The sequence below is a fragment of the Chryseobacterium indologenes genome (genome assembly GCF_001295265.1).
Classification (GTDB): Bacteria; Bacteroidota; Bacteroidia; order Flavobacteriales; family Weeksellaceae; genus Chryseobacterium; species Chryseobacterium indologenes_A.
Genome location: NZ_LJOD01000004.1, coordinates 229557 through 250252, shown reverse-complemented (window position 1 = coordinate 250252; position 20696 = coordinate 229557). Strand labels below are relative to the sequence as shown.

Sequence of the window (20696 nt, the reverse complement as noted above, 5' to 3'; positions counted from 1 at the left end):
AAATCTTAATTATGAAAAAACTTTTATTAGCTGTTTCCATATCCTTTGGGGCCGGCGTAATGGCTCAGGAGTCGAAAACAGATGCTCCTGCAGCGGATACCGTAAAAGCCTGGTCTATCCAGGGACAGAATACATTAATGCTGAACCAGGCAGCCTTTTCTAACTGGGTAGGCGGAGGTGCCAATAACGTTGGCTGGCTTGCCGGGGTAAACTACAATCTGACTTATGAGAAAGGCAAAGATCTTTGGGAAAACATTATCATTCTTGGATACGGGCAGAACAATACCAAAGGAATCGGAACCAGAAAAACCCAGGATGTTATCAACCTTTCTACCAATTACGGACGGGAATTTGCTAAAAACTGGTATTTATCAGGCGGAATGAGCCTTCAGACCCAGTTTGCAGCAGGATATGAGGATGGAAATAATCCGGATGCCAAGAAAATTTCAAACTTTATGGCTCCGGGATACCTTAATATGGGGGCAGGTGTAACATACCGTCCTAATGATAACTTTACGATGACATTACGTCCCGCGAACGCACGATGGACCTTTGTTCTGGATAAAGACCTGCAGACCGCCGGAACCTATGGCCTGAAAAATGACGGAGATTCTTCCTTATTTCAGTTCGGTTTCTTAGGTACAGCCATCTATAAGCTTAAAATTATGGAAAACATGAGCCTGATCAATACGGCTTCTGTATTTTCAAATTACCTGGATCATCCTGAAAGGTTGGTTCTTGGTTACAGCGGAATCCTCAATATGAAGATTAATAAATTTGTTTCTACCAACATTACGCTGGATCTTCTGTATGACCACAATCAGATTCAGAAAACCCAGCTGAAACAGACCCTGGGAGTTGGTTTTGCTTATAACATAGATAATGGTAAAAAGCGTTCCGATAATAAAGATAACCAATCATGGTTGAAAAAATAATGCCGAGGGCATAAAACACAACAAAAAAGCACTTCATTCGAGGTGCTTTTTATGTATCAATTGTATATGGATTAAAATTCTATATCTACTTCAAGTTTTTCCGCCAATAGCTTTGAAATCTTTTCTTTAAGCGGTTCAATATCGATGTTTTGCATTGCATCATTAGCAAAAGCATATAAAAGAAGGGCCTGTGCCTCTTTTTTAGAAATACCTCTGGCTCTTAAATAGAACAGGGCATCTTCATTCAGCTGGCCTACAGTACATCCGTGAGAACATTTTACATCATCTGCAAAAATCTCCAGCTGCGGCTTGGTATCGATAGAAGCCCCCTCACTCAGCAGCACGTTATTATTTTGCTGATAAGCATTGGTTTTCTGAGCAATTTTATCTACAAAAACTTTTCCATTGAAAACGCCGTGTGCATTACCGTCGAAGATTCCTTTATAGTTCTGGTAGCTTTCACAGTTCGGGAAATTGTGATGCACTGCTGTATGGTGGTCAACCAGCTGATCTTTTCCGATAATCGTAATTCCATTCATAAATGAATTGATATTTGATCCGTTATGGATAAAATCAAGGTTGTTTCTTACCAGTTTTCCTCCGAAAGAGAAGGTGTTTACAGTAGTTAAGCTGTCTTTTTCCTGTCTTGCAAAGGTGTTATCAATAAGATAGGATGTGTTGTTGTCATTCTGAAGCTTATGCCAGTCTGCCTTTGCATTAGGATAAGTAAAGATTTCAGTCACTGAGTTGGTCAGAACGTATGTGCTGTCAAAATTGTGGTGGCTTTCAATAACCTCCACTTTAGCACCTTCTTCCACGATCAGTAAATTTCTGGTATTGTAGAAGGTATTTTCTTCCTGGTTTTGCGAAATGTAAAAAACATGGATGGGTTTTTCAATCACCACATTTTTAGGAACTTTCAGGAAAAAACCATACTTGCAGTACGCAAGGTTCAGGTTCGTGAAAGCAGCATCTTTAGATGCAATTGTATTAAAATAGGTGTCAAAAACTTCTTTATGCTTCTCGTCATTCAAAGCATAGTTGAATGAAAGGAATTCTACATTTTCAATAGAAATCTTTGACAGCTCTTTATGAAGCTTACCATTTACAAAAACGATCCAGTCAAAGTGTTCCTCACCTAAATGCAGCTGGTCAAGCTGTTCTTTAGTGATATTATGACTTTCTTTCGGGAAAAAATTATAATTCTTTTCCGTAATCTCTTTTAAGCTGGTATATTTATATTCTTCGTCTTTTTTGGTAGGGAAACCCAGGTTTTCGAATTTTTGAAGCGCCTCTTTTCTGTTTTCATCCAGAAATCTGTGACGAAGAGTCTCCAAGAATTCACCGTGGTTGTCAATAATTTGATCGTATAAAGCCATTACTGATATTTCGGCCATCACACCTGATTTATATATTTAAAATAATAATAATACTGCGGTTTTTCCGCATCTTCAGAAAGGTTTGATAAAATCCCTTCCGAAATATTTTCTTCTTAGTTAAGAAGCCAGTCGTAACCTTTTTCTTCAAGTTCTAAAGCCAGAGACTTATCACCGGTTTTGATGATTTTTCCGTCTGCCAGAACGTGAACAAAATCAGGCTGAATATAGTTAAGCAGTCTTTGATAGTGAGTGATCAGAAGAACTGCGTTTCCTTCATTTTTAAAATGATTTACACCATCTGCAACAATTCTTAAAGCATCAATGTCTAATCCTGAATCAGTTTCATCAAGAATAGCCAGTTTAGGATTAAGCATCATCATCTGGAAAATTTCGTTTCTTTTCTTTTCTCCTCCTGAGAATCCTTCGTTCAGAGATCTTGAAAGGAAATCTTTTTTGATGCCCAGTTTTTCAGATTTTTCACGGATCAGGGCAAGCATTTCTTTAGCAGGCATATCTTCCAGGCCGTTGGCTTTTCTGTTCTCGTTTAAAGCGGCTTTAATGAAGTTGGTTACAGAAACTCCCGGAATTTCCACCGGATACTGGAAAGAAAGAAAAATTCCTTTGTGCGCTCTGTCTTCAGGTGCATCTTCACTGATTTCTTCTCCTTCGAAAAGAATTTCTCCGTCTGTTACCTCATAATCTTCCTTTCCTGCAATTACAGAAGAAAGGGTAGATTTTCCGGCTCCGTTCGGCCCCATGATTGCGTGAACTTCCCCTGGTTTTATTTCAAGATTGATTCCTTTTAAAATTTCTGCGCCATCTTCAATTCTGGCGTGAAGGTTTTTTATTTCTAACATTTTATTTGCTTAAACAAATTATTTTTGAATTCTATATACTAAACTTTCAGGCTGACCCGGGACATCATTAAGGGTCCCAATCTGTATCATACCTGCCTTTTCCAAAACTTTAACTGAAGCTATATTACCGGGACGGACAATTGCGAATATTTCTTCTTTATTATCCTCATTAAGCCCTAAATCTATAACTTTCTTTGTGAATTCTGTGGCATATCCTTTCCCCCATGCCTCGGGAGCCAGACGATAACCTAAATTCAGCTTTTCTTCTTCTCCATAGAGTTTATAGCTCAGCCCTCCAAAACCTATTGTGTTTCCGGGAATATCCTTTTCTGCAATCACCCAGCCTCCAAAATTATACTTTTCCCAATGATCAAGCATTCTGGCAAATGTGCTTTCTGCTTTTTCAAAACTCATCGGTCCGCCTGGATTGTGAATATGGGTTTCAGGGTTATGATTAATTTCAAAGAATCTTTCAAAATCTTCTTTTACAGGTTTCCTTAAAATTAATCTTTCTGTAGCTATCATATTTTTATTATCCTACTGATCCCTCCAGTGAAATTTCCAATAGTTTCTGAGCTTCAATGGCAAATTCCATCGGAAGTTTATTTAAAACTTCTTTACTGAATCCGTTCACGATCAGGGCTATGGCTCTTTCCGTATCAATACCTCTCTGGTTACAGTAGAAGATCTGGTCTTCTCCGATTTTTGAAGTGGTTGCTTCATGTTCCAGCTGAGCAGTAGGATCTTTGATCTCAATATATGGGAAAGTATGGGCACCACATTCATTACCCATCAGCAGAGAATCACACTGGGAAAAGTTTCTGGCTCCTTTGGCAGAAGGCATTACTTTTACCTGTCCTCTGTAAGAATTCTGGGATTTTCCGGCAGAGATTCCCTTGGAAATAATCGTTGATTTCGTATTTTTTCCGATGTGGATCATTTTTGTTCCTGTATCAGCATATTGATGATTGTTGGTTACAGCGATGGAGTAAAATTCTCCGATCGATCCGTCGCCTTTCAGGATGCATGAAGGATATTTCCAGGTTACAGCAGAACCCGTTTCAACCTGTGTCCAAGAAATTTTTGCATTTTTCTCGCAAAGACCTCTTTTCGTTACAAAATTGAATACTCCTCCTTTACCTTCTTCATTCCCGGGATACCAGTTCTGTACAGTGGAATATTTAATTTCAGCATTATCCATGGCAATCAGCTCTACCACAGCAGCGTGAAGCTGGTTTTCATCTCTTGACGGTGCAGTACATCCTTCAAGGTAAGAAACATAGCTTCCTTCATCGGCAATCAGAAGTGTTCTTTCAAACTGTCCTGTTCCGGCCTGGTTAATTCTGAAATAGGTAGAAAGTTCCATAGGGCATTTTACTCCTTTTGGAATATAGCAGAAACTTCCGTCAGAGAATACTGCGGAATTCAGTGCAGAGTAAAAATTATCTCCTCTCGGAACTACTTTACCAAGATATTTTCTTACCAGGTCAGGGTGGTTTTTAATGGCTTCAGAAATGGAACAGAAAATAATTCCTTTTTCCATCAGTGTTTCCTGGAAAGTAGTCTTTACAGAAACAGAGTCCATTACAATATCCACGGCTACTCCTGTAAGTCTTTTCTGTTCCTCAATATTGATTCCCAGTTTTTCAAAAGTCTTTAACAATTCCGGATCTACCTCATCTAAGCTTGCCAGTTCCGGCTTTACTTTAGGAGCCGCGTAATAACGGATAGCCTGAAAATCAGGTTTTTCATACTTAATGTTAGCCCATGCAGGCTCCGTCATTTTCAGCCAGATTCTGAAAGATTCCAGACGCCATTCTGTCATCCATTCAGGCTCTTCTTTTTTAGCAGAGATGGCACGGATGATATCTTCATTCAATCCGATCGGGAAATCTTCATAATCAATCTTCGTTTCCCAGCCGAATTCATATTTTTTATTTTCTAGATCGACTCTTAAATCGTCTTCAGTGTATTTGCTCATTTTTATTTTTTAGATTTCAGATTTTAGATTCAGAGATCAGGAACAAGGCTGAAGTCTGAAATCTAGTATCTTATGTCTTTTTCTAAAGACTAAATGACTCACCGCATCCGCATGTTCTGGATGCATTGGGATTGTTAAAAACAAACCCTTTTCCGTTCAGTCCTCCTGAATATTCAAGAGTTGTTCCTGCTAAATAGAGGATTGATTTTTTATCTACAATAATTTTAATGTTATTGTCCTCAAAAATCTGATCGGAATCTGTTTTTTGGTTGTCAAACTTCAAAACATATTCTAAACCAGAGCATCCTCCGCTTTTAACCCCCACTCTTATATAATCTTCAAAAGGATTAAAGCCGTCTTCTGTCATCAGTTGGATGGCTTTTTCTTTTGCTTGATCCGATACTTTTATCATTGTATTTATTTAGAATGATTTAATGATGCAAAAATACGAACTAATTTCCGCAATCTCAAATCGAAGATATCTATTTTAATGATTCTGTTCTTAATAGCATGTTTTTTAGTTAAAGTTATATAAATTTTCTGCCTGTATTCCGGGAGGTCATGTTTTGGGTTTAACTTTGAATTGTATTTTTCATCTATAAAGAAAATTAGTAATGAGACAAAAATTACTTGGCTTTTTTGTGCTGCTGTTAACAGCGATGTCTTACGGACAGACGACAAGATATATCTATGAAACATCAGTAAATCCGGTGAGCATGAAGAAGGAAAGAACCTTTACGGAGATAAGGCCGCGCTGGAGCTAGAGTTTAATAAAAACAGGAAAACAATGGCAGGAGTCTGAAATTCAAATTTCACTGGCGGAAGGCATGGTGGAGGAATGCACGGCAGAGGCCGCTCAGGAGGAATGCACAGAGGAATGAGTGGAGAAAATAGTAATTTTCCTATCCAGGGTTCAGCTATAGAAAATTTACCAATGATACACGATCACAGAAAACCCGATTGAATTAAAATAAAAAAATAGATAATGAAAAAATTAGGAATTATTGCATTAGCGTTCTTTATACAGCATATTTCTGCCCAAACCAACAGGTTTGTCTATCAGGTAACGATGAAGCCTGATGCTGAAAACAAAAGCGATGTGAAAACGGAAAATGCCTACCTTGACATTTCTCCCGAAAAGTCTGTATTTTACTCGGAAAACAGGGTCAAAAGGGATTCTGTTATGCGGAAAGCCTTCCAGGGCGGTGGCGATAGAGTAAACTTCAGCAGGGAGCAGATGGAAGGGCTCAGGAGTAACATAAACTACTCTGTTGAAAAAGATAAAGCCAACCAAAAAACCTATTTTAAAGACAGAATAGGACGGGATATTTATTCTTACGAGGAAGACAGGCCTATGAACTGGAAAATTTCCTCGGAAACCATGAAGATAGGAGAATATAAAGTTCAGAAGGCTGAAACTGATTTTGCCGGAAGAAAGTGGACGGCCTGGTTCTCTACAGATTTACCTTATCAGGATGGTCCTTATAAATTTGGAGGACTTCCGGGACTGATTGTAAAGATTGAAGATGATAAAGGAGATTATTCTTTTGATCTGATGAAAAATTATAAGATTACCGAGCAGGCAAGCCTGAACCAGTTTGGAAACGTATTGAAAGTAAAAAGATCAGATTACCTGAAGCAGCAGGAAAAATACAGAACGGATCCAATGTCATTTATGATGGCTCAGGGTAGCGGAGGTCCTGGCGGAATTGCGGCTCCGATGAGAATTGGCGTTGGAGGAAGAGGTCCAGGCGGAGGGAATCAGAATCCTGCAGACATGAAAAAGAGAGTAGAAGAAAGAGTAAAGGAAGAGGCCAAGAAAAACAGCAATCCTATTGAGCTGAAATAAATAAAAAAACCTGAAGATTCCTTCAGGTTTTTTTATTTGAGAATAATATTATTCAAATTCATATGTGACAGCTGTAAGAATTTGCGGACAGAAGATTGTAGCTTCCATTCTTCTTTCAGCTTCCATCTTATTTTAAAAGCTCGTCAAATGTATTGCCCTGTCTGATGTCTCCGGTATTATATCCTTTCATAAACCATTCTTTACGCTGTGCAGAGGAGCCGTGGGTAAAGCTTTCCTGATTTACATAGCCTTGGGATCTTTTCTGGATATTATCATCACCTACAGCCTGAGCAGCATCAATGGCCGACTGAATATCTCCCGGCTCCAGAATTTTTCTGGACTGGTCGATTCTTTTTGCCCATACCCCTGCGTAAAAGTCCGCCTGAAGTTCAGTTGCTACTGAAACACGATTCATCTGTGCTTCAGAATATTGTCCGCTTCTTCTTAGCTGATCTACTTTTTGAGTGGTTCCCAGTAAAGTCTGAACGTGATGACCTACTTCATGTGCCATTACATATGCTACCGTAAATTCGGTTACCTGTGCTCCGAACCGCTGCTGAAGTTCATTAAAGAAACTCATGTCCATATACACCGTCTGGTCGGCAGGGCAGTAAAAAGGTCCCATAGCCGATTGAGCAGGGCCACATCCTGAACGGGTAGCATCTTCAAAAAGAACAATTCTCGGTTTTTGGTATTGCATATTGTTTTCCCTGAAAATCTGTTCCCAGGTAATGATGTTCCATTTTCCCATCATATCCACCATTTCCCCGATCTTTTTTTCATTGGCTGTAAGCTCTCTTGGCTGCGAATTGTCGGAAGACTGTACGCTGCCGGAATTCAGGATACCGGAAGGATCTCCTCCCAGGAAAAAAACAATGGCTGCTATTATTAAAGTTCCAAGTCCGCCTCCTACAATCATTCCTCCTCCGCCCCCTCCGGAACCGCGGCGGTCCTCAACGTTTCCGCCTCTGTCGTCTGTCCATTTCATAGTAATAAATTTTTTGAATTGTAAATTTAAAATAATATCGTTACTAAATGACTACTTTTGTGAAAAATAAAAAACTACGTGAAAAAATTTAAATATTGCCTATTACTGACTGGAATGTTGTCACTTACAGCATGTAAAGAAGTGAAAGAAGATGAAGTAGAGAATGTAAACAAGAAAGGATCTATTGAGACGCAGCTTTCTGTAGAACATATTGAAAATGCAGATGTTTTGATTACCAGACACAAAATATGGAAGGATGATAAGCTTTTTAAAGAGATTATAAAAAAAGATACTATTCCAAGTCTTGGAGATACACTGGTAGGAGGGGAAGACAATGATGGTAACAGCCATATCGTGAAGACGAAAAAAGATTACGAATTCTTTATAACGGTTCAATAATGAAAAAGTCCGGTTCTATAAAATTACTTTTTGTAACAGGAATTTTAGCGGCCTGTTCTCAGGAAAAACCTAAAAATCAAAATGAAAAGAAGGTGTATATGAGATCTGATACAACAGCATCTTATTCCAGGTCACATGGCTTTATAACGGGGCTTCTTCTATACCATGCATTCAGACCGTACGGGGCATACAGCTATGGCTCTTATCAGAAAGCAGGATATTACAGTGATGCGATCAGCAGCAAATCCAATATCGGAAGGAATACCTATAAAGGAAATGTGGTGAGAGGTGAGTTGGGAAGGAGTGGTTTCAGTGCATCATCATAAGCTATGGAAAGAATTCAGTCACAATTCAGAAAAAACTGGCAGCATAAGCTGGAAAACCTGGGATTCGGATACCATTCACTGGATGGTCTTTACTGGGATGAGAGCCATTACTATCAGTTGAGTTCAGAGGAAGTCAGCAAAATTGAAACGGCAACTGCGGAGCTCTGGCAGATGTGTTTGGAAGCCGTAGATTATATTATTGAGAAAAACCTCTGGGCCAAGTTCAATATCCCTGAATGGTTCCGGAAGTATATCATAACAAGCTGGGAAGAAGATCATCCTTCGGTCTATGGAAGATTTGATTTTGGTTTTGACGGAAAGAATCTGAAGCTGCTGGAGTTCAATGCTGATACCCCCACTTCGCTGTATGAAGCTTCGGTGATACAATGGTACTGGCTTCAGGAGATGTATCCTTATAAAGATCAGTTCAATTCCATTCATGAAAAGCTGGTTGCTTACTGGACTTATCTTAAAAAATATATGAATCCGCATCATATTTATTTTGCATCGCTTACCAATATTGAAGATGTAACAAACGTAGAGTATATGCGCGACTGCGCTTCTCAAGCAGGCTTTGATACGGAATTTATTCCTGTTCAGGATATCGGGTGGGCCGATGATATTGCGGAATTCATTGCCGGAGACCGTTCCATTATGGAATATATTTTCAAGCTTTATCCTTATGAATGGATTCTTCAGGATGGTTTTGGAGAAAAATTAGTAAAAAATGATTTCAGATCGCAGTGGATTGAGCCTGCATGGAAAATCCTGCTTTCTTCCAAAGCTATTCTGCCGGTACTTTGGGAAATGTATCCCGGGCATCCCTATCTGCTGGAATCTTATTTTGAACAGAGACACCTGAAAGATTTTGCTAAAAAACCGATTTATTCAAGAGAAGGTGCCAATGTTACCCTCATCAGAAATCATATTCCGGTTGAGCAGAATTCCGGAGTGTATGGTAAGGAAGGCTTTATTTATCAACAGCTGTTTGAGCTTCCTGATTTTGGAGGAAATTATCCGGTCGTTGGAAGCTGGGTTATAGGGCAGGAGCCTGCCGGTATCGGGATCAGGGAAAGTGTTCACCTAATCACCAATAACCAGAGCCGCTTTGTGCCTCACCTTATCGGTTAAGCTGCTTTTCTTTAAGCCAGTATGATGTAGACTGATAGGCGGAAATTGTTTCGTCTACCAGTTTCTGCTCTGGCTTTTTCCTCAGTTTTTCATTATAATAAAGCTTGAATTCAGGAGCTAGGCTGCTGGGTTCAAGGTCTAAAGAATATTGTTTTACTTTTTTCACCGGAGAGATAACCGTAAGGTGGTTATCTTTTACCAATCCTAAATCCTGATAGGTTGCGATATAAGCTTTAGGCTGGAATTCTTTTTTGAAAACATCCTGTCCTAAGAACTTAGATTGATAATTAAAATTAAGCATTCCGAAGAGGGTAGGCATTACATCGATCTGTGACATTAGTCTGTCAAATTTCTGGGGCTGGATGAACCCTTCTGAGAAAACCATCGCAGGAATTCTGTATTTATCCATCGGAAGTTCTGTTTTTCCGGCGCTGGAAGCACAGTGATCGGCAATAATCACAAAGACTGTATTTTTATACCAGTCCTGTTTTTTAGCCATTTCAAAGAATTTTCTAAGGGAATAATCTGTATATTTTACACCTCCGTCTCTTGATTTTGCCGTTCCCGGAATATCTATTCTTCCTTCAGGATAAGTAAAAGGCCTGTGGTTGGAAACTGTCATCCAATGATTGAAAAAAGGCTTTCCCGTCTTAGCTTCTGCATTCATTACCTGGATGGCCTTTTTCGCCATATCTTCATCGGCTACGCCCCAAACATTGGCAAAAGTGATTTCTTCCGGTTTAAAGCTGTTTCTGTCAACAATGTCATATCCGTTTCCGCCAAAGAAGTCTTCCATATTATCAAAATAGCTGTAACCGCCATACAGGAACTTTACATCATATCCTTTGGATTTGAATACGCTTCCTGTAGTAAACTTGTTTTTATTGTCATCTCTTTTGATGATGCTTTCTCCGGCTGTAGGAGGAATGCAGAGGGTAAGGGCTTCAAGTCCCCTTACGGTTCTGTTTCCGGTAGCGTAGAGATTGGTAAACATTAATGAGCGGTCTGCCAGGCTATCAAGGAATGGAGTGATCTTTTTGGTTCCGCCATAATGTTCCATAAAATCAGCGGAAAGGCTTTCAATAGAGATCAGAACGACATTTTTTTTAAGTTCAGGCTGCTCTGCAGTGATGTTTCTTTGTAGCGTCTGTTCAGCATACTGGCTTAAGAAGTTTTTTTCTGCCTGCTTTTGATCAATCTGCTGGTAAAACTGGAAATAGTCCAGTTCATTATGGGTGAATGCCCAATAAAATTTTGGAAGGCCGTTATCTTCAATTTCATCAGCAAATACATTATCAGAACGGATCTGCATTAGTGAAGAAATTGCGAGAAGGCTGATTCCGCAAAGCACAACAAAAGTCCCCAGCAGGATCATCTTCTGTTTTATATTCGGAAGGCTCAGAAGCTCTCCTTTTGTTTTTTTATAGATAAACCAGGTTACGATGGCTGTAAGGGCAATGATGATTGAAAATAACGGAATAATAGGATAGCTTTCCATAATATTTCCGATAACTTCATTGGTATAGATCAGGTAATCTACGGCAATAAAGTTATAGCGTACTCCAAATTCATTATAAAAGAAATATTCGCTTACACTATTGAATATGATAAGAAGTACGTACAGGAACAGGGTAATAAAGTATAAGACATTCCGTATTTTGATTCTCTGTGTCGGAAGAAAAAGCATCAGCCCGAAAAGAAGTGCCTTTATACCGACGAAGGTAAGGGCTATTTCTGAAACAGAACCTCCGTACTGCTTGAAAATATTATTCGGAACGAGCCAGATATACAGAAAGAACAGGACCAGAGCCCCGAAAATAAGGTAACCGTATGGTTTTTTATACTTGGAGTCAGAAAGAAATAAGAAATAAACAGCCAGCAGTGAACTTGCCAGGATGAATACAAAAATGTCATTCAGCAGCCCGATACTAAGCACCTTTATGACTTCAAAAAATCCAAAACCTGCTGTTGTGATGGGATGAAAAAAGAATATGATCCTTAGTATGAGAGATATAATCAGATAGAATATTCCTAAATACAAAAAAGGAGTTATTTTTTTTGTGAACATTATATTTAAATCTATGTTAATTTTCGCAAAGATAGCTTTTGTGTACAACTTTTAGTGATAAAAAGTAAAAACATGATATTTCTTATACTTTTTTTAATTTTTTTTAAAATATGTTAATGTAGCGAAACGTTTGAAGACAATGATGTTTAAGCATGCTGCAATAAAAAAGGACTATTGAAAAAATAGTCCTCTGTATCGTTAAACTGTATTAATTGTTAAGAATGTCCAAAACCGATGTTTCCTTTCTTTTCTGACAGATTCTTTTTGAAATCAATCATTCTAAGGGCGGTTACGGCGGCTTCTACTCCTTTATTTCCAAGATCCCCGCCACTTCTTGCTACAGACTGTTCTTTATTATCGTCTGTAAGGACACAGAAAATGGTAGGGGTATCTGTCATGATGTTACAGTCCTTAATTCCCTGAGCAACTGCTGAGCATACATAATCAAAGTGAGGTGTTTCTCCGCGGATGACACATCCGATGGCTATTACCGCATCATATTTTCTCTCTTTACAAAGCTGCATGCTTGCGTAGCTTAATTCAAAAGCCCCCGGAACAGGGAAAAGTTTAATGTTTTCTGGTTTTACGCCTTCTTTATCAAGAATTTCCAAAGCTGCATCACGAAGATTGTACGTTACAAAATCATTCCACTCAGAAAAAACAATGCCGATAGAAAAATCTTCGGCATTGGTTATATGAAGTGGCTTGTAATCGGAAAGATTAACTGTTGCCATTTTTTAAAAATATTTAGTCATTTCAATATAAGAATCAGACATTCCGTTGTCATAATCCTGGTATTTCTCATCAATTGTAGAGAAATATTTCTTTGCCTCAGCATTTTTCTTTAATCCTAAAGCTACGATACCCGCCTTTCTTGTGAAATAGTAAGTAGTATAAGGATCGCTTGATGCTCCTGCAGCTTTATCCAGTAAAGCTAAAGCTTCATCATTTTTGTTAAGTCCGGATTTTGCATCTGCCATTGCTCCGTATTTCAGGGCCATTAATGTTTTATTATCAGATGAAAACTGATCTAAAAGATCATAAGCTTCCTGGAATTTTCCTTCTTTGAACTTTAACAATCCAGCATTATATCCTGAAAGTTTACCTATTTCTGTATTTGAATATTCGTTGTATGTTCCAACAAATCCAGGATTGGCAGCTGATTTTCCGCCTAAAGCTTCTTTATCCTTTCCCTCCATCTGGTTTTTCTGAGCTGCAAGGAAACTTTTTACGGCTTCAGCGTTTTTAGGAGCTACTACAAACTGCTTGTAAGCAAAGAATCCCAAAACACCCAATACCAGAGCACCAAAAACGATACCTAATGGTTTTGAATATTTTTCAAGGAATCTTTCAGTGTTTAAAGCTTCTCTGTCAAGGTCTTTGAAAAACTCAACGGTTTCCTTACCTTCTTGCTCATTCTGAGCATTCTTTCCCAATTTTGCCATAAATTTCTAAAAATTGAAATGCAAATTTAATTGTTTCTGAATGATTTACAAAATACTTTGTGAGTATTATTGATTTTATTTAAATAAATAGAGTGAATTGTTAATCAGGAACTGTGAAAACGCATCAGCTCCGCTCTGAATGACCGCTCTGATGCTGCGTTTTACACAGTTATGAGTTGCTGTCATGCCGGGCGGAGCCGAAAATATTTTATTTGATCTAATATTCTAAAATAGGATAAATTTCTGCGTTGAATTTTTTCAGCTTCTCCTCGCCTTTCAATTCTGTCAGTCCTATCAGGAAGCTGAATTGAGATACAACAGCACCTTGTTTTTCAACCAGTTTTGCAGCTGCTTCTGTAGTTCCGCCTGTGGCTAGGAGATCATCGTGAATCAGAATCCGCTGTCCTGGCTTTACCTGTCCCTCGCGCGTTTCAATGACGGCGCTTCCATATTCCAGATCATAGCTTTCTGAGATTACAGGCGGGGGAAGTTTTCCTGCTTTTCTGATGAGAATAAACGGAACTTCTAAGGCTACCGCAATGGCAATGCCGAAAAGATAGCCTCGGCTTTCTACTCCACATACGGCATCTACTTTTCCTTTACTGAAAGCCACAAGGTCATCAATAACATCCTCATAAAGCTTCGGATCTAAGAAAATAGGAGATATATCCTTGAACTGTATTCCGGGAATAGGAAAATCAGGGATGTTTTCGATGGTTTCGTTGAGTCTTGTGATCAGTTCTGCTGATGCCATTTATGGATTTATTTTATAGCTGGAAATTTTCCAGTCACCGTTTACATTTTTAAGCCCGAAAGTAACTTTTAATGAAGTTGTTTTTCCGTTTTTATCCGTTACATCATAAGTAGCATTCACGCTGGCGCTGTTCGCGGTTGTTCCGTTCGTGCTGATGTTTTTCACACTTACATTTTTCACAGAACCAAATCCTGAATTAGGATTGGAGAAAGATTCATAGCTTCCCCATCCCGGGTTGTTGGAGGCATCATAAGCGGCCTTCAGGTTTTGGGAGCTTACATTGCTTAAGAACTTACTTACTGTACTTTTCGGATCTGCGGTAGGCTGTTTAGGCGTTGCAGGTGCTGCCGGTGCCGGAGTAACATTTGGATCTGTGGCAGTGCCCGGAGCTGTAGATCCAGGATTATTTGGATCAATAACAGCATTTGGATCTTGATTAACAGCGGTAGAGTCTGTTTTTGGAGCTGCCGGAACCTTAAGGGCAGAAGGATTTACATCAAGCCCGATTTTAGACATTTTAAAGGTTTTGGCCGTTGTTTTTACAGATACTGTTATATCAATTTTGTTATCGACTACTTTTGCAGCCGGAATGGATGAGAACTTCAGATGAAATCCTTTGAAATTATTATCCTGCATAAGGTTTTTAGCGGTAGCAAGCTTCACCCCGTTGCTGAATACTTCTAATGTTGCTTCAAGACCTGCTCCGGTAAATGAAACCGGTTTCCCGGCATTATCTACTAATCTTGGAACGACCTGTATGGCAATAGGAGCGCCTGTCCCATCATCTCCCGTAGGGTTGGTTGTAATAGTCAATGAGCTTGCTTTTACGTCATTAGCATCTGTTTCTTTTGCTTTATCATCCCCGAAGATATTCATTTCTCCTAGGGATGGCGGTGCAGTACTTGCCCATTCGATGCCGTTTTTCTGAGCCACGCTATCTGCCATGGTCAGGATTTCAGGTACTTTTTTACCGTCGATAAGTTTTCCAAGCGCCTTAAGTTCCTCCACATCACCATCTGCTTCCACTCCAAAGGTCTTCAGAATGTAAAGCGCTTCATTGAACTTGATCTGTTTGATCGTTGAAAGGCTGGAAGTCATATCATTGATACTGGACTGCAGCGTTTTAGTATTCGTAGCATCTACATGATCTTTCTTGCATGCTGTAAACAGCAACAAACTGAAAACAAGTAGAAAAGAAAACTTTTTCATTTTTATTTGGTTTGCTACAAATTTAGTAAAACCTTTATTAATACTGGATTTTTATTTTCGTTTTGTCAGTTTTTCAGATACAGTGGTTTTTCTGATGTTGAGAGAAGTATTTTTTGACTTGCTGTCCTGTTCCTTCATATCGTCTTTAAAGAATGAGCTGAATCCTTTAAAATCAAAAAAGTGATGGCTGTTTTTTTTGAAATCAAAATAACGGTCTTTACATTAATAGAAAGTGAATGTATTGACAACATAAGCTATTTCTTGTTTTCCTGCTCTTTCAGGTCATCTTTAAAGAAAGAACTGAATATGGTCTGCATATTAGGAAATGAAGCTTCTTTCCAGAATGGGGTATTATAATTGCTCTGATTGTTTTTGAATTTTACTTTTTCAATATCGTCATCATTATTAAAGCTCATTTCGGTAGGATAGAAGTTGTTGTAAAGAATGATCTGGGTATAATCCGGTTCACTTTTATGTTTAAGCTTTATAAAACCAACTTCGTTGTATTCTAAGAAGTCCCGCAGATTTTTTTCTGAATCTTTTTCAAAAGACATATTCAGAATGGTTCTGATATCAAAGAATCTGAATCCGAACAGCGAAAATTCTTTTTCCTGAAGAGCCTGACCAGTTACTTCGATCTGATCTTTACGGTCTCCTTTCAGTTCTTTTATGGTATTTCTCTTGGTTTTATATTCTTCGGGGTTTCCTACATTTTTAAGCTTAGGAATCTGAAGTGAATTTCCGTAATCCCATGATGCCGTCTGCTTTTTCTCGTTTTTCACACCGGCTAATCTGAATACTCTGTATTGCTCAACATTGGCGCTTTTCAGTTTTTTTGTTTTGTTGTCAAAAATATAGGTGGCCACGCCGTCTGCATAGCTGTTAAGTTTATTGTTAACCGTTACATAGGCATTGAAGTTTCCTTTAATAAAGATATATTTTGCAGGTTTTGTATTTTTGATCACCACTGCTTCAATTTCTTTTACCTGATCATTAATCCTGATTGTTTCCTGAGCAAAGTCTTCATAAGAAAGAGTGGCTACAGGAAAATTATTATATACCAGCTGGAATTTTTCCTGATCCGGGCTCAATACCTTTTTATCAATTTTCCCATCAATATCAGAATAGGCGAGAATACTCCCGTCTTTGCCAAACACAGACACTTTGGGAAGAGGTTTATTAGTTTTTTCTGAAACGAAAGTAATGGTCTGGCCCTGGATGAAACTGAACAGGAATATACACACTGAATAAAGAAAAAGTTTTGTTTTCATGTAGGAATTTGTATTTAGTGGTTATCTCTTTCTTAATAGACGTACAAAATTCAGAATGGTTGCCTGATGTCTGAAGCCCATAAAAAAAAGACTGATCATTACAATCAGTCTTTTTTTCTTTATTTCTGTTACAAAATCCTTAGAAAGGATATTCGTAAATTTCAGATTCGTGTAAGAATGGGTTTCCTGTAGGGATCAACTTCAGTTTAGATAAAGCTGAAAGTACAGTAAACATAAATAATCCAACAACAAATAGTACAGCTCCCAGGATTAATAAGAATACTTCAGGAGTTTTCCAGTATGGTCCTACCGTTCCCGGCATTACCATGTTGAAGTAATCTAAGATGTGTCCTAAAATAACGACAACGGCCATTGTTGTTACTACTTTGTAATTTCTCTTGATGCTGCTGCTCACTAATACCAATAGCGGTAATAAGAAGTTGATGATCAGCATTGGTAAGAAAGTAGGAGAGTAGTGCTGGAATCTTCCGAAGAAGTAATTAACTTCTTCAGGAACGTTGGCATACCAGTAAAGCATGAACTGTGCAAACCATGTATACGTCCAAAGCATACTTGTAGCGAAAAGGAATACTCCTAAATCGTGTAAGTGGTTATCATTGAACTGTGGAAGGAAACCATTTTTCTTAAGATAAACACTTAAAAGAATGATTACCGCAATACCACTTGAAAGGCAGCTTACCATTGAATACCAGATATACATTGTAGAATACCAGTGAGGGTCAATAGACATCAACCAGTCCCAAGCCCAGGCTGCAGAAGCAAATCCGAAGAATGCAATATATCCTACAGACCATCTGTAAAGCATCTGATACTCTACTTTAGACTTGGTCTCGTCTACTTTTTTAGACTGAGCCTTTAATTTCCAGGCGAAGAAAGATGCACCAATCACATAGATTAAGGTTCTTACTGCATAGAAAGGAATATTTAAGAATTTTTTCTTTTCAAAAAGGATTACATCAAAGTGAGGATCTTTAGGATCTGTTAAAGCCGGATCCATCCAGTGGAAAAGGTGTCCGTTATGAGTAATATTTAAGATCATCATAATAATCAGAATAGCGCCTCCGTAAGGAATAAAAGAAGCAATAGCTTCCATTACTCTTGTAATGATGATTGGCCAACCTGCGTGTGCCGCGTGCTGAATACAGTAGAAAAACAGTACAGCACAACTTACTCCAAAGAAAAAGACAGCCACAAAGTGAAGAGAAGCTAAAGGCTGGTTGTGAACCTGCATCTTAGCATGATCCAAATGAGCCTGGTGATCCTGGGGACCTACCATTTCACTTGAATGGGTAGGGGCAGTATGACCTGAAGCATGAACAGCTTCCATCATTTCTCCTATTTTAACATCATCCAGACCATGGTTCATGAAATAACCGGCACCGAATAGAATTAAACCTACAACAAGAAGTATTATAGAAGTTGATTTTAATTTTGGTGAAAAACTATACATTTCTTTTCTTATTTTTTAGTTTCGGTAGTCGTTTCAGTTGTTGCTGCTGCTGGAGTTGCTGTAGCTGCTGCCGGTGCTGGTGCTCCTTTTTTGAAAGCATTCATCACATACATGGCTACTCTCCATCTGTCACCAGGGTTTAGCTGTCCTGCATAAGACCCCATCGCGTTTCTACCGTTAGTTAATACATAATGAACAGATCCTACAGTAATTTCTCTGTCTGCATAGTTTGGAACTCCAGAATATGCTCCGCTCTGTACTATTGGTCCTTGTCCATCTCCTCCTGTACCGTGACAGGCTGCACAGGTACGCTCAAATAAGAATTTTCCTCTTTCAATATCTTTTTCTGCATTAGCAGGATTCAATGGAGAGGCAACAATCTTTTTGGAAGCATCATACCCTGCGTTATACTCGTCAACGTTTTTAGGCAAAAGACTTTCTTCAAAAACTCCGTCCTTGTTCTGAGCTACGGTTCCTTCTACTGGAGAAAGTCCGGTTGCCCCGTTGTTTTTAACAAAGGCAGGAATTTCATTTTCATGATCGGAGTAAGCATCCTCAGCTTTCATCAGTGGATCGTAAGCTACAGGAAAATACATATCCGGGAAATATACTAATGGTGTATTTTCTTTTGGTCCGCAAGAGTTAAGTAAAACGGTTGTTAAACCTAAAACTGCTGTAATTCTTAATACGTTCTTTTTCATTTTAAGCATCTTTAACAGTTATTTCTTCAACTCCAGTTTCAATAAGCAACTGTTTTACAGATTCTACATCATCAGTTACAAATTCCATTAAAAACTTGTCATCGGTAGTTCTTGGATCTGGGTTCTGAGCCGGAGCTCCCGGATACATTTTGTTTCTAACCAGGAAAGTTAAAGACATCATGTGAGCGGCACAGAATACCATTAATTCAAACATTGGAACTACGAATGCAGGCATATTGTGTCCCCAGTCAAAAGCTGGTTTACCCCCAATATTCTGAGGCCAGTCATGGTTCATTACATACCAGGTTATAGTAGCACCAATGGTTACCCCATAAAGAGCGTATATAAATGCGGCATCAGAAATTCTGGTTTTCTTTAACCCTAAAGCTTTGTCAAGTCCGTGAACCGGAAACGGAGTATAAACCTCGTTTATTTTGATTCCTTTATCGTTGAATGCTTTAACGCCGTTCATTAAATCGTCGTCGTCAGCATAAAGTCCGTATACAATTTTAGTGGTGCTCATCTCCTTCTTTTGCTTTATAAGTTTCACCTGAGATTTTCAAAATCGATTTTAATTCAGCCTGTGCAATTACAGGGAATGTTCTCGCATATAATAAGAATAATACAGAGAAGAATCCGATTGTTCCTAAGTATACACCTACGTCAATGATCGTCGGCTTAAACATAGTCCATGATCCTGGTAAGTAGTCTCTGGAAAGGTTGATAACGATGATATCAAAACGCTCAAACCACATACCGATGTTGATGATCAATGCAACAATGAAAGTCCAGATAATATTTGTTCTTAGTCTCTTGAACCAGAATGAAGCTGGAACTACAAGGTTACAGATAATCAGTGACCAGAAAGCCCACCAGTAAGGTCCAACAGCAGCACCTGGAGAAAGATAAGTAAAATCTTCAAATCTTGATCCGGAATACCATCCGATGAAATATTCAGTTGCGTAAGCTACAGTTACCATACCTCCGGTTACGATGATTACGATGTTCATAATTTCAATATGATACATAGTAATGTACTCTTCTAAGTGACAAACTTTTCTTGCAACCAGCAATAGGGTCTGTACCATTGCGAATCCTGAGAAGATCGCACCGGCAACGAAGTAAGGAGGGTAGATTGTAGAGTGCCATCCTTTAATAACCGAAGTTGCGAAGTCAAAAGATACGGTAGTGTGTACTGAGAATACAAGCGGTGTTGCTAAACCTGCAAGAACCAAAGAAAGTTCTTCGAATCTTTGCCAGTGTTTTGCTTTACCACCCCAACCGAATGCAAGGAATGTATAAATCTTTTTAGTCCAAGGCGTTTTCGCTCTGTCTCTGATCATTGCAAAGTCAGGGATTAGTCCCATGAACCAGAATACTGTTGATACTGAGAAATACGTAGAGATTGCAAATACGTCCCAAAGTAGAGGAGAGTTGAAGTTCCCCCAAAGAGAACCGAATTGGTTTGGTAAAGGGAATACCCAGTATCCAACCCAAACTCTACCCATGTGAATTACCGGGAAGATCGCTGCCTGTACAACCGCAAAGATCGTCATCGCCTCTGCAGATCTGTTTACAGACATTCTCCATCTCTGTCTAAATAATAATAATACTGCGGAGATTAGGGTCCCGGCGTGACCGATACCTACCCACCATACGAAGTTGGTAATATCCCAACCCCAGTTAATAGTTCTGTTAAGCCCCCATGCTCCAATACCTGTTCCGATAGTATAAGCGATACACCCGAATCCATAGATGAATAGAACTAAGGCTGCATATAATGAAATCCACCATAATTTACCTGCTCTTTCTTCGATAGGTCGTGCAATATCTTCTGTGATATCGTGATAAGTTTTGTGACCAATAATTAGAGGTTCCCTTATCGGAGCTTCGTAATGTCCTGACATTTTTTACCTATTTATTATTTAAACT

At 38.8% G+C, this 20696-nt stretch carries 22 protein-coding genes; 6 read left to right on the top strand and 16 right to left on the bottom strand.

The window, feature by feature from the left end; all coding sequences use genetic code 11:
* Positions 1-11 precede the first annotated feature (11 nt).
* On the top strand, positions 12-935 hold the full coding sequence (locus tag AOB46_RS08705) for a DUF3078 domain-containing protein (protein WP_062698347.1): 924 nt from the start codon (positions 12-14) through the stop codon (positions 933-935).
* A 71-nt stretch (positions 936-1006) separates the two neighbouring features.
* On the opposite strand, the gene sufD is transcribed toward AOB46_RS08705, so the two are convergent.
* The 5 genes from sufD to AOB46_RS08680 all read right to left on the bottom strand — a co-directional run bounded on the left by sufD (position 1007) and on the right by AOB46_RS08680 (position 5564).
* Complete coding sequence (sufD, locus tag AOB46_RS08700; RefSeq protein ID WP_062698488.1) at positions 1007-2314, bottom strand: Fe-S cluster assembly protein SufD; 1308 nt, start codon at positions 2312-2314, stop codon at positions 1007-1009.
* Between the two features lie 113 nt (positions 2315-2427).
* Positions 2428-3171 (bottom strand): Fe-S cluster assembly ATPase SufC, encoded by a 744-nt coding sequence (gene sufC, locus AOB46_RS08695; RefSeq protein WP_062698345.1) that lies wholly within the window; start codon positions 3169-3171, stop codon positions 2428-2430.
* Positions 3172-3189: 18 nt separating this feature from the next.
* Positions 3190-3696, bottom strand: a complete 507-nt coding sequence (locus tag AOB46_RS08690; protein WP_062698343.1) for a GNAT family N-acetyltransferase — start codon at positions 3694-3696, stop codon at positions 3190-3192.
* Between the two features lie 7 nt (positions 3697-3703).
* Positions 3704-5152 (bottom strand): Fe-S cluster assembly protein SufB, encoded by a 1449-nt coding sequence (sufB, locus tag AOB46_RS08685; RefSeq protein ID WP_062698341.1) that lies wholly within the window; start codon positions 5150-5152, stop codon positions 3704-3706.
* 82 nt (positions 5153-5234) lie between these two features.
* The gene (locus tag AOB46_RS08680) at positions 5235-5564 is read right to left on the bottom strand and encodes a HesB/IscA family protein (protein ID WP_062698339.1); all 330 of its coding nucleotides are present in this window, start codon (positions 5562-5564) and stop codon (positions 5235-5237) included.
* A 202-nt stretch (positions 5565-5766) separates the two neighbouring features.
* Between AOB46_RS08680 and AOB46_RS23345 the strand changes: the two genes are divergently transcribed.
* Both AOB46_RS23345 and AOB46_RS08675 read left to right on the top strand, forming a co-directional pair.
* Positions 5767-5916 (top strand): hypothetical protein, encoded by a 150-nt coding sequence (locus tag AOB46_RS23345; protein WP_157845048.1) that lies wholly within the window; start codon positions 5767-5769, stop codon positions 5914-5916.
* Positions 5917-6137: 221 nt separating this feature from the next.
* Positions 6138-7001, top strand: coding sequence for a GLPGLI family protein (locus AOB46_RS08675; protein ID WP_062698337.1), 864 nt, complete (start codon positions 6138-6140; stop codon positions 6999-7001).
* 127 nt (positions 7002-7128) lie between these two features.
* Here the strand turns inward: AOB46_RS08675 and AOB46_RS08670 are convergent, their stop codons facing one another.
* Positions 7129-7989, bottom strand: a complete 861-nt coding sequence (locus AOB46_RS08670) for a neutral zinc metallopeptidase (protein WP_062698334.1) — start codon at positions 7987-7989, stop codon at positions 7129-7131.
* Positions 7990-8103: 114 nt separating this feature from the next.
* Here AOB46_RS08670 and AOB46_RS08665 point away from each other — a divergent pair, with 114 nt between their 5' ends.
* Genes AOB46_RS08665 through AOB46_RS08655 form a run of 3 tightly spaced genes read left to right on the top strand, consistent with a single transcriptional unit; the run spans position 8104 to position 9845 of the window.
* Positions 8104-8388 carry a hypothetical protein gene (locus AOB46_RS08665; protein WP_062698332.1) on the top strand — a complete coding sequence of 95 codons (285 nt, stop codon included), beginning with the start codon at positions 8104-8106 and terminating at the stop codon, positions 8386-8388.
* Positions 8388-8714 carry a hypothetical protein gene (locus AOB46_RS08660; protein WP_062698330.1) on the top strand — a complete coding sequence of 109 codons (327 nt, stop codon included), beginning with the start codon at positions 8388-8390 and terminating at the stop codon, positions 8712-8714. The genes AOB46_RS08665 and AOB46_RS08660 overlap by 1 nt, the downstream gene beginning before the upstream one ends.
* A gap of 3 nt (positions 8715-8717) precedes the next feature.
* Entirely contained in the window at positions 8718-9845 is a 1128-nt protein-coding gene (locus tag AOB46_RS08655) for a glutathionylspermidine synthase family protein (protein WP_062698328.1), read from the top strand.
* On the opposite strand, the gene AOB46_RS08650 is transcribed toward AOB46_RS08655, so the two are convergent.
* From AOB46_RS08650 to nrfD, 10 genes are all read right to left on the bottom strand, one after another.
* Positions 9835-11913 carry an LTA synthase family protein gene (locus AOB46_RS08650; protein ID WP_062698326.1) on the bottom strand — a complete coding sequence of 693 codons (2079 nt, stop codon included), beginning with the start codon at positions 11911-11913 and terminating at the stop codon, positions 9835-9837. The genes AOB46_RS08655 and AOB46_RS08650 overlap by 11 nt on opposite strands.
* Positions 11914-12128: 215 nt before the next feature.
* Positions 12129-12647: a 6,7-dimethyl-8-ribityllumazine synthase gene (gene ribH, locus AOB46_RS08645; protein WP_062698324.1), complete on the bottom strand. Its 519-nt coding sequence runs from the start codon at positions 12645-12647 to the stop codon at positions 12129-12131.
* Between the two features lie 3 nt (positions 12648-12650).
* Complete coding sequence (locus AOB46_RS08640; RefSeq protein ID WP_062698322.1) at positions 12651-13358, bottom strand: hypothetical protein; 708 nt, start codon at positions 13356-13358, stop codon at positions 12651-12653.
* Positions 13359-13575: 217 nt separating this feature from the next.
* Entirely contained in the window at positions 13576-14112 is a 537-nt protein-coding gene (locus tag AOB46_RS08635) for an adenine phosphoribosyltransferase (RefSeq protein WP_062698320.1), read from the bottom strand.
* Positions 14113-15321, bottom strand: a complete 1209-nt coding sequence (locus AOB46_RS08630; protein WP_062698318.1) for an NTF2-like N-terminal transpeptidase — start codon at positions 15319-15321, stop codon at positions 14113-14115.
* A 254-nt stretch (positions 15322-15575) separates the two neighbouring features.
* Positions 15576-16592: a hypothetical protein gene (locus AOB46_RS08625; protein ID WP_062698316.1), complete on the bottom strand. Its 1017-nt coding sequence runs from the start codon at positions 16590-16592 to the stop codon at positions 15576-15578.
* Positions 16593-16731: 139 nt separating this feature from the next.
* A complete protein-coding gene (locus tag AOB46_RS08620; protein ID WP_062698314.1) occupies positions 16732-18063 on the bottom strand; it encodes a hypothetical protein in 1332 nt (443 codons plus the stop codon).
* Between the two features lie 8 nt (positions 18064-18071).
* Complete coding sequence (locus AOB46_RS08615) at positions 18072-18773, bottom strand: c-type cytochrome (RefSeq protein ID WP_062698312.1); 702 nt, start codon at positions 18771-18773, stop codon at positions 18072-18074.
* Entirely contained in the window at positions 18766-19287 is a 522-nt protein-coding gene (locus AOB46_RS08610; protein ID WP_062698310.1) for a DUF3341 domain-containing protein, read from the bottom strand. The genes AOB46_RS08615 and AOB46_RS08610 overlap by 8 nt, the downstream gene beginning before the upstream one ends.
* Positions 19274-20671, bottom strand: a complete 1398-nt coding sequence (nrfD, locus tag AOB46_RS08605; protein ID WP_062698308.1) for an NrfD/PsrC family molybdoenzyme membrane anchor subunit — start codon at positions 20669-20671, stop codon at positions 19274-19276. The genes AOB46_RS08610 and nrfD overlap by 14 nt, the downstream gene beginning before the upstream one ends.
* Between the last annotated feature and the right edge of the window lie 25 nt (positions 20672-20696).